The organism is Thiomicrospira microaerophila, from assembly GCF_000934765.1.
Taxonomy (GTDB): Bacteria; Pseudomonadota; Gammaproteobacteria; order Thiomicrospirales; family Thiomicrospiraceae; genus Thiomicrospira; species Thiomicrospira microaerophila.
Genome location: NZ_JYNN01000023.1, coordinates 42,014 through 50,046, shown reverse-complemented (window position 1 = coordinate 50,046; position 8,033 = coordinate 42,014). Strand labels below are relative to the sequence as shown.

General features: G+C 45.0%; 13 protein-coding genes. 10 read left to right on the top strand and 3 right to left on the bottom strand.

Features of this window, described 5'->3' with window-relative positions; translation table 11 throughout:
- Positions 1 to 181, top strand: a 181-nt coding sequence (locus NA59_RS15575) for a hypothetical protein (RefSeq protein WP_232504066.1), incomplete at its 5' end; no start/stop codon positions are given.
- Positions 182 to 370: 189 nt separating this feature from the next.
- Here NA59_RS15575 and NA59_RS08775 read toward each other — a convergent pair.
- The 3 genes from NA59_RS08775 to NA59_RS08765 are packed head-to-tail and all read right to left on the bottom strand — an operon-like array spanning position 371 to position 1,845.
- The gene (locus NA59_RS08775) at positions 371 to 586 is read right to left on the bottom strand and encodes a YjfB family protein (RefSeq protein ID WP_044411127.1); all 216 of its coding nucleotides are present in this window, start codon (positions 584 to 586) and stop codon (positions 371 to 373) included.
- 1 nt (position 587) lies between these two features.
- Positions 588 to 947, bottom strand: coding sequence for a membrane protein insertion efficiency factor YidD (gene yidD, locus NA59_RS08770; RefSeq protein WP_407701053.1), 360 nt, complete (start codon positions 945 to 947; stop codon positions 588 to 590).
- Positions 916 to 1,845, bottom strand: a complete 930-nt coding sequence (locus NA59_RS08765) for a hypothetical protein (RefSeq protein WP_052501567.1) — start codon at positions 1,843 to 1,845, stop codon at positions 916 to 918. Before NA59_RS08765 ends, yidD begins: the two co-directional genes overlap by 32 nt.
- 197 nt (positions 1,846 to 2,042) lie before the next feature.
- Between NA59_RS08765 and proC the strand changes: the two genes are divergently transcribed.
- The 9 genes from proC (at position 2,043) to rpmG (ending at position 7,827) form a co-directional block, all read left to right on the top strand.
- Positions 2,043 to 2,864 carry a pyrroline-5-carboxylate reductase gene (gene proC, locus NA59_RS08760; protein WP_044411124.1) on the top strand — a complete coding sequence of 274 codons (822 nt, stop codon included), beginning with the start codon at positions 2,043 to 2,045 and terminating at the stop codon, positions 2,862 to 2,864.
- 1 nt (position 2,865) lies between these two features.
- Positions 2,866 to 3,435, top strand: coding sequence for a YggT family protein (locus tag NA59_RS08755; RefSeq protein WP_044411121.1), 570 nt, complete (start codon positions 2,866 to 2,868; stop codon positions 3,433 to 3,435).
- A gap of 12 nt (positions 3,436 to 3,447) precedes the next feature.
- On the top strand, positions 3,448 to 4,584 hold the full coding sequence (gene metX / locus NA59_RS08750) for a homoserine O-succinyltransferase MetX (protein WP_044411118.1): 1,137 nt from the start codon (positions 3,448 to 3,450) through the stop codon (positions 4,582 to 4,584).
- A complete protein-coding gene (gene metW / locus NA59_RS08745; RefSeq protein WP_044411115.1) occupies positions 4,581 to 5,189 on the top strand; it encodes a methionine biosynthesis protein MetW in 609 nt (202 codons plus the stop codon). Before metX ends, metW begins: the two co-directional genes overlap by 4 nt.
- A 12-nt stretch (positions 5,190 to 5,201) precedes the next feature.
- The gene (locus tag NA59_RS08740; protein WP_044411110.1) at positions 5,202 to 6,122 is read left to right on the top strand and encodes a PilZ domain-containing protein; all 921 of its coding nucleotides are present in this window, start codon (positions 5,202 to 5,204) and stop codon (positions 6,120 to 6,122) included.
- Positions 6,123 to 6,152: 30 nt separating this feature from the next.
- Positions 6,153 to 6,587 (top strand): hypothetical protein, encoded by a 435-nt coding sequence (locus tag NA59_RS08735; RefSeq protein ID WP_044411102.1) that lies wholly within the window; start codon positions 6,153 to 6,155, stop codon positions 6,585 to 6,587.
- Between the two features lies 1 nt (position 6,588).
- Positions 6,589 to 7,266, top strand: a complete 678-nt coding sequence (gene radC / locus NA59_RS08730; RefSeq protein WP_044411100.1) for a RadC family protein — start codon at positions 6,589 to 6,591, stop codon at positions 7,264 to 7,266.
- Positions 7,267 to 7,421: 155 nt separating this feature from the next.
- The gene (gene rpmB / locus NA59_RS08725; protein WP_044411097.1) at positions 7,422 to 7,658 is read left to right on the top strand and encodes a 50S ribosomal protein L28; all 237 of its coding nucleotides are present in this window, start codon (positions 7,422 to 7,424) and stop codon (positions 7,656 to 7,658) included.
- A gap of 13 nt (positions 7,659 to 7,671) precedes the next feature.
- Complete coding sequence (gene rpmG, locus NA59_RS08720) at positions 7,672 to 7,827, top strand: 50S ribosomal protein L33 (protein WP_006459786.1); 156 nt, start codon at positions 7,672 to 7,674, stop codon at positions 7,825 to 7,827.
- Positions 7,828 to 8,033: the final 206 nt, after the last annotated feature.

The following is an 8,033-nucleotide window of genomic DNA, read 5'->3' as shown; positions in this document are numbered from 1 at the left end:
GTGTTGGTTTAACTTGTTGAAAATTATAGCCTGCTCGGATGGGCTTTTAAATGGATTTTTTACTGGTACTGGAGATTCCGGCTTTCGCCGGAATGACACCGAGGCCGTCATCCTGAACTTGTTTCAGGATCTTTTGAGGTTTTGCACTGTCGGCTGGAGATTCCGGCCTTCGCCGGAATGACAGGGTGTGCGCGGTTGGCTGGAGATTGCCGCATCGTTGCGCTCCACGCAATGCTCGGCATTTTTTAACTTAATGGCCGTGACGCACGGCGTGGGAACGAGGTTAAATGGGCTTAGTCAACTAACTCGGCACAAACAAAAAAGCCACCGCGAAGGTGGCTTTTTTGCATGCAACATAAAGACATTCAGGCTAAGCGGTGGTGTTCACGTTTTGGCCCAAATGACTTGGCAAATGCTTCGCTGGAACAGGTGCAATCCCTTCCAACAACATCAATGCCGCGTCTGATTGCACATCCATCGCTTTCTTTAGCATCCCCACTTGTACTTCACCTTTGTCATAGATCTCTTTTTGCGCGAGCGCCGCAGAGACTGCGCCGGCCGCAGTGACGCCATCAGAAATAGCCATGTTAACTCTCCTTTTTTTCGCTGCTTTTATTATTCTCAACGTCCTCAACAAGCAACGTTGGATCTTTTTTTTCAGATTGGTCATCGCAGCGATGCCCTAACCAACCACATCCACACTCTGGCACAGGGTCAACGCCCCCATCATTCGCTGGGTGACATTTAGCTATGCGTTTAATCGCCAACCATGAACCATATAACACCCCATGCACCTTAAGCGCTTCGATGGTGTAATGAGAACAGGTTGGATAAAACCGACATCTTGGCCCAAGTATTGGGCTAATAAACAATTGATAAAATCGTACCAGCCCAATAAACAACCATTTTATCGGGTTAATTTTTTTCAGCAGTGACCAGATTTTCACTCACATCTTCCTGTGCTTCTTGCTCTGCTGATTTTTCAGCAAAGGCCGCCACTAGTTCTTGGTGGAATTTCTGTACTCGCTCAAACCAGCCTTCACGTGAGTCTTGCTCTGGGAAACGCTGCGCCAAGCTTGCAGACATCATCTGATCAAACATCGCTTGTGCGTTAGCAAACTGTTCATCCAACTTTTCAATCGCCGATTGCCAAGCTTGGAGATAAGGTGGCAAATCACCCATTTCAACGCCGTATTTCTCGGCACTTTCAGCTTGATTTTGGACATCACGGTATTGCGCCAATGCGCCCTGTTGATAGGACACAGCACGGGTTTCTGAGCGAGTTAAATCTAAAGTCATCGATTTGAGCTGACCAAAGTCAATCTTCAAATCCACCGCTTGCTCAAACGCTTTTTCAATGTCGCCATTGTAAAAGTTCTTCGCTAGCTCATCGACCTGCTCGAATACCTCGTAAATCGCACGCAGCTCATCTTCATTTAAATCGCCTTCAACCGAAAACGCAAACCGCTCCTCAAAGGCCGTCATTTCAAGCATTTCACGGCTTTCAAATTGACGCACACCTTTGGGACCTTCCTCCGTCATTTTCTGATGATTCATTTCTTGATATTGAGCATAGAGCTGACGAAAATCGAGTGTAACCTTATCACCTTCTCGCGTTTCAATTTGAAGGCTCATGGTTTGCGAATACTGATAGGCGGCTTGATAGCGCTGCATCGAGGCATTAGAAATTTGTGCTGAGCTAGGTTTAGCCGCATGACTAAGCTGATCGGCTTCATGCTTGGCTTTTACAAGACCGGCCAAGCCTTGGTTCTCATTTTTATCTGACTGTTTATCTGTTGTACCCAACCATTTTGGCAGGGTTTGTAAAGGCGTAATTTGAGACATAACGCGCTCCCTCTTTCTGGTCAACCTTGTGCTGTCGAATATATTTATTTTGTTACTTAAAGTAACGACAGCAGGCCCTATTACTTTAGCCTGCAGGTTAAATACAATAAAAATTCAACATATTTGTTAAACCTTAGCCAATCAGTTTGCAAGATTTGGCATAATACGACAATTCAACAGGATTTAAGGAGCCAAGCATGCAAGCCAACATTTGTTTTATCGGCGCGGGGAATATGAGTCGCAGCTTAATCGGTGGATTGATTCAAAGTGGTTATCCCAAAAATCAGATATGGGCGTCTGACCCTAGCAGCCAAGCCTTAGCCGCTTTAAAGCAAAATTATGGTATTGAAGGTTTTGAGGACAACCTCACGGCTATCGACAAGGCGGATATTATTGTATTAGCGGTCAAGCCTCAGCAACTCAAAGCCTTATGCCAGACAATGGCCGAACCACTCAAAACCAGCTCAAAACTAATCATTTCTGTTGCCGCTGGAATTAAAACCCAATCCATTGATCATTGGTTAGGTGGCCATCAGTCGATTGTGCGCACCATGCCCAACACCCCAGCATTGATTCAAACTGGCGCAACCGGACTCTTTGCCAACCACCATGTCAGCCAACAGCAAAAAGACGATGCGGAAAATATTCTACGCGCCGCAGGCCTGACCATTTGGGTGGATAATGAAGACAAACTGGATGCGGTCACGGCCTTATCAGGCAGCGGCCCCGCCTATTTCTTTTTGTTTATGGAGGCAATGCAAGCCGCCGGTGAAAAACTAGGGCTAGATGCCAAAACCGCCGAACTCTTGACGATGCAGACCGCCTTTGGTGCGGCAAAAATGGCGCTAGAAAGCCATGAAAGCTGTAATGAATTACGCCGAATGGTCACCTCACCGAATGGCACGACTGAACGTGCAATTCAAAGTTTTGAACAGGCCGGGTTAGCCAGTGTCGTTGACAACGCGATGCAAGCCGCCCACCAACGCGCACAACAACTCGCACAAGAATTAGGAGAATAAAATGGGAAGTCCAGTGGATCAAGCGGGATTATTTTTACTGCAGTTTATCGCAGGCCTGGTTATCTTTGTATTAGTTTTGCGTTTTTTGATTCGCGCCACCCATACGGATTGGCGCAATCAAATTGTGATGTTCATTGCCAAAGTCACTAACCCAGTTTGCAAACCTTTTGCGCTGGTATTACCTTCTAAAGGGCGATGGGATTGGGCGGCACTGGCCGCGGCGTTTAGTGTGCAGGTGCTGTTTGTGATATTAATCGGCTGGTTAACGAATCGTGATTTTGGTATCGCACTTATTTTACTCAGCGCTCTAACAGAAATACTCAATGTACTGCTCGACATGGTATTCTGGTTGATTATCATCCAAATCATTCTTAGCTGGTTAGTGCAAAACCATAACCCAAACCTAGATATTTTCCGCCAGCTTACCGCGCCTATTTTAGCGCCGTTTCAGCGTATGATTCCGCCCATGGGTGGCTTTGATTTATCACCCATTGTGGCGATATTGGTGATTAAGCTAGCTCAAATCCTAATCGTTGGCTCAATTGCGCAGTTTGCGCAAACAATGGTGTAGAATACAAAAACTATGACAGACTCTATTGGAATTGTAACCCCCCAAACCTTTGCCGTTGACCAGCCCTTGAAACTGGTTAGTGGTGCAGTATTGCCAAAATTTGACCTAATGTACGAAACCTATGGCCAATTGAATGCCGATGCCAGTAATGCGGTATTAATTTGTCACGCGCTGAGTGGTGATCACCACGTGGCGGGCTACCATGAGGGCAGCGACAAACCTGGCTGGTGGAATGACTATATTGGTCCGAACAAACCGATTGATACCAACAAGCTCTTTGTGGTCTGCTCAAACAATTTGGGCAGCTGCCGAGGCTCTACCGGCCCGACAACGCTCAATCCAGAAACAGGACGTGTCTATGGTTCGGATTTTCCTATTGTCACCTGTCGTGATTGGGTCAATAGCCAAAACCTGCTTCGCGCGCACCTAGGTATCGAGCAATGGGCGGCGATTGTCGGCGGCTCCATGGGGGGCATGCAAGTGATGCAATGGGCGATTGATTACCCTGATAAGCTACGTCACGCTCTAGTCATTGCCGCTGCGCCTAAACTCAGCGCACAGAACATCGCGTTTAACGAAGTGGCACGCCGCGCCATTATGACGGACCCGGAATTCCATGAGGGGCGCTTTATCGAGGCCGGCACCACACCGAAAGGCGGCTTAGCCCTGGCCAGAATGCTCGGTCATTTAACCTATCTATCGGATGACATGATGGGCGCAAAATTTGGCCGTGAGTTACGCACAGAAAGTCTAAAGTATAGCTTTGATGTCGAATTCCAAGTGGAGAGCTATTTGCGTTATCAAGGCGAAAAATTTGCCACCAAGCAAAACTTTGATGCCAACACCTACCTACTAATGACCAAAGCGCTAGATTATTTTGATCCAGCGGCCGAATTTGATAACGACTTAAGCCAAGCTTTTAGTCAAACTCAAGCGAAATTTCTTGTCGTGTCCTTTACCTCAGATTGGCGCTTTTCACCCGCACGCTCACACGAAATCGTACGCGCACTGCTCGACAATGATTTAGATGTGAGCTACGCCGAAGTTGAATCGGAACACGGGCATGATGCCTTTTTACTGCCCAACACGCACTACGAAGGTATTTTCCGCGCCTATATGCAGCGCGTTACGGCGGAGACTGGACGATGAACCCAATAACCCCTGAATTCAAACTGATTGCCGACTGGATTGAGCCTAATAGCCATGTACTTGACTTGGGATGCGGTGATGGTACATTACTCAATCACCTCAAACAAACCCGCTCCATCCGGGGTTATGGCATGGAAATTGATCCGCAAAAAAACATCCAAGCAATGCTTAATGGCATCAATGTTATTCAAAGTAATCTTGACAGTGAAGACCTGATCCATTATTTTGATCCGGAAAGCTTCGATTATGTCATCATGACCCAAGCACTGCAAGTTGTGCGTCGTCCTGATATTTTACTTGACCATATGCTGACCATTGGCAAACAGATCATTATCACTTTCCCTAATTTTGCCCATTGGAAAATGCGCGCGCAACTTTTGTTAAAGGGACGCATGCCAGAAACGGATACGCTACCGTATCATTGGTATGACACACCAAACATTCATTTGTGCACGTTTAACGATTTTGAAGATCTGTGTGAAGAAAAAAATATTGAAGTTGTCGCTAGAACGGTCGTTAATAATCAACACCAGAGTAATTTAGGCATCCGCCTAATGCCCAATTTAATGGGTGAAGTTGCGCTTTATAAGGTGCAAAGGAAATAACAGAGTTCAACTATGCAAAACTCACCTAGAAATGTGCGTCGTTTTTTCAGAATCAATATGCCGCTTCGGACCTATGTCACACCAAGCTCGCCTATTAACGACCGTGATATTTTAGCCACTGGGGCTAACTACATGCCAGCCAGTGTGCAAAACCAAATTAACTATCAGCGCAACCTGGTCAATAGTGCGTTAAATAAAATACAAGACAGCAAAGAAAAAGTGATGGCCATTTTTGGTGAAATCCTCGAACATTTTGAGTTTTACGAAGCTTGTTTGATTGAGTTATCTAAGGGTTATAACCCCAAAAAAGATCCTGCCAAAATATTTAAAATCAACAGCCATTTAGAAGGCATTATTAACCTGAATCGCTTAAAAAGCTCACCCAAAACATATAGTTATTTGCGACTCATTGAACAAAAGTACCTGTATTTTTTACAACGGCTTGATGAGGTTTTATCCCACTCCACACCTGATACCTTTTTTGCACCCAACCCCATACCGGTTGGCTTCAAGCTGGATGAATTTTGTGAAAAAGTATCGGACCCCAAGTATGATAAAATTCCTTTAATGCAAGCGATCGTCCAAACCAGTCATCTCCTTACGCTTTACACCGATATTTTTCGCCAACTTTATGACGACCACAGCCAACGCCAACATCCAGACCAATGGCGACTCGAGGTTTCCAATGTCAGCGCTAGCGGTTTAGCGGTAAATTTAAAAAAAGGCCTGAAACTTAACGAACGCCTTGATGTACTTATTTACTTTAAAGACGCAGACCGACTACTCAAGTTTGATGGCATTGTGGTTAACATTCAAAGCCAGCCCGATACATTTTATGAGCGCGTAGCGATGAACTTTGACTTTCCCAACGGCAGTGATCAAACCTTTTTATTAGCGCAAATTCAAAAGCATGAACTACAGGAGTGTTTTTGATATGCCATCTCACATGCAGGATTATTAGTCATGCCAGGTACGAATCACCAGGTTGAATCTCAGTTTCTTGATAATTTGAGCCTATCGGCCCGTAGTGCAGCAGAAGATATGCTAACACACGACACCTTGAAAAAGTTCTTAAACTACCAAGCTCAAGGGGTAAGCGGTTTTTACACCAAAAAATACCCCAATATCACTCAAATAGAGTGGGACAAAATAATCCGTGCGGTTATTCTTACCAAGCTGTCTTATTTTGAGATCAATAACTACTTTACTAACCAAGAGTTAGACAAGTGGCTGGAGATCGCGCAAGACGCATTTCAACAGCCACATGGCAATCCTGTTACGCTCTATAAAACGGTTGAAAACAAATACTCTGTTTTTGCCAAAGTAGTTAAAACCGCTCTACTGATTAAACAGCAGCGTCTCAAAAAAGCGCAAGCAGCACAAGCCAGGGCACGTTAACATGTCAATTCGCGACTGGCATCAACATGACCGCCCCCGTGAAAAACTAATGAGTTTTGGTGCACAAAGTTTAACCGATGCGGAGTTACTAGCTATCTTCTTACGTGTCGGTGTTAAGGGCAAAAGTGCGGTGGAACTCGCACAAGATCTGCTCGATCATTTCGGCGACCTGCATAGTTTACTCAGCGCCACTCAAGAAGATTTTTGCCAAGCAAAAGGCTTAGGACTCGCCAAATTTGCTCAAATGAACGCGGTGCTCGAAATGGCTCGCCGCCACTTTGAAACTGGCCTTAAAAAAGGCGAGTTATTTAACGCACCCGAGCTCTCTGCGCGCTATTTTTCACAGCACATTGGACACAGTGAGCGTGAACAGTTTGCCTGTATCCTACTGGATCAACAGCACCGAATGATACATTTTGAAATTTTATTTTACGGCACCGTCAACCAAGCAAGTGTGCATCCGCGAGAAATCGTGAAACTTGCACTCAAACACAATGCCGCCGCGATGATTATCAGCCACAACCACCCTTCAGGCCTACCCAACCCCAGTCAATCTGATCATCAAATCACGGATATCATCAAGCAAGCTTTAAGCCTTGTTGAGGTGCGATTACTCGATCACATCATCCTTGGCGACCACGGTCGTTGGCACTCAATGGCACAAGCTGGGCAAATTTAAAAAATAAGACTTGCAATAACCGGCTTATTTATGGATAATTCCGTCTTCTTGTTTTTGGGTAAATGAATGTTTACCGTAATTAGAATTCTTGAACGGGCTTTTGTAAGCCGGTTCTTAAGTTTTCCATCTTTAATGATTGAATAGGGGATTGAGAGATGTCTAAAGTTTGCCAAGTCACAGGAAAACGCCCTGCTGTCGGTAACAATGTTTCCCACTCTCACCGTAAAACACGTCGCCGTTTTTTGCCAAATTTACAAACACACCGTTTTTGGATTGAATCCGAAAGCCGTTTTGTAAAAATACGTCTTACACCAGCTGGTATGCGTACCATCGACAAGAACGGAATTGAAGTTGTGCTAGCAGAGATGCGTGCACGTGGTGAGAAGGTTTAATTAGGAGACGATTATGCGCGATAAAATTAAGTTAGTCTCATCAGCAGGTACAGGTTATTTCTATACCACTGATAAAAACAAACGCACCATGGCCGGCAAGTTTGAAATCAAAAAATACGATCCAGTGGTTCGTAAACACGTGATGTTCAAAGAAGCCAAAATCAAATAATTTATTATTTCGGTTTATGCCTGTTTAAAAGACCAGCCTTGTGCTGGTTTTTTTATGTCTAAATCCACCTCCACAACCAGGCATAGCCCGCATATTTCACAAACTTATAACTCGCTCCCACGCTGTGCGTGGGAGCGCTGTTGCTGGTGTGCACAATAGAATTTCTGGTATTTTACAGTACTAAAAAGTTACACAATCAGTTTAAT